Annotated in this window: 1 protein-coding gene; it reads left to right on the top strand. The window is 35.0% G+C overall.

The window, feature by feature from the left end; all coding sequences use genetic code 11:
• On the top strand, positions 1-1,243 hold a 1,243-nt coding region (locus BKH44_RS08625; RefSeq protein ID WP_143428342.1), incomplete at both ends, for a DUF1561 family protein.

Below are 1,243 nucleotides of genomic sequence, written 5' to 3'. Positions count from 1 at the left end.
CAAAAACTTACCGACAAGCCCATAGACAAATCAATCCATATCAAAACTCACGATAAAGGTAATTATTGTTATGCTCCAGTATTCACTAAAGGAGAAGCTTATATTTATATTGATGATTGTTCTTCAAGTTATGTCCAATCTGCTAGGTATGATGTATTCCAAAGGATTGCTTATAAGATAAATAATAATTGGTTGTGTTTGACTGCCCCTAGTTCAGTAACAGGTATTGATGGAGAATCTACACAACAATGGGATTATGTCCTTTTAAGACCTTGTGCTATCAATGATGCCAATCAACGTTGGGTCATCAAAAACAATGCTATCTGGACAGCTGATGAAAAATATCGTATCAAAGATTATCAATGGTATGCTTTCATTTCTAAGAAATCTGATGATTATTATGATCACACATTAGATTCTTCAATGCAAGCTTGGAGCAATACCATTGCAACTCCAGGAAATATCAGTTTTAAAACACCTTTATCTTGGACTTTTATTGACCCAACCCAATGGGGAGTCTATTATATCCAGAACAATAAATCGACATTAGATGAAGTCATCAATTTATATTACAATCCAGAAAATGGACACATAGCACAATTTTATCCATCTGATGGGAGTTTGTATTGTATGACTTCTAATCACAATTCAAAAGATAATTGGGATTGGGTGAGTTGGAATGTTTGTTCTGATGACATCCCTAAAAACAAAGACAATAAATATTGGGATACCTCTTTTTTGATTGAAAACAAAGGAGCTATTAGGGATTATCAAGGCAATATCTTGAGGATCACCAAATATGGAACAAATTGGGGAGTACCTTATACAGCTAAACCTTCTTATTTGCAAAAAGACACTTCTAACACTCCAGATTCTTTATTCCTCTTCTCTCATGATATTGAAAAATGGAATCGATATGTTGATGGGAATTTAGGAGAGACTTTGCATTATTGTCCTGCTCCAGGTCATAAACTTGCTCAAAACAATGGCAGGATAAAGAGGAGTTTACCTCCTGATTTTAAGTTGAATGAGGAGTGGAGAAAAAGACTCTATGCAATCGCAACTTCTACTGATACTTCTAAAGAAACTTCCGGTATCTGCGGATCATGCCTTTTGCAAAGCTTTCAAATGATAGCAGAACTCCAAGAATACTATTCTAGCACTCCTTTACAAAGTGGAGGATATTTTTTTGATACAGCACCCAATACCAATCCTTTCATATCTTTTCGTCAGAGATTCCCTT

Origin of the sequence: Helicobacter sp. 13S00477-4, from assembly GCF_002272785.1 — a bacterium.
Lineage (GTDB): Bacteria > Campylobacterota > Campylobacteria > Campylobacterales > Helicobacteraceae > Helicobacter_J.
Note: the sequence above shows the minus strand (reverse complement) of the source record. Positions and strands in the feature narration are given on the sequence as shown.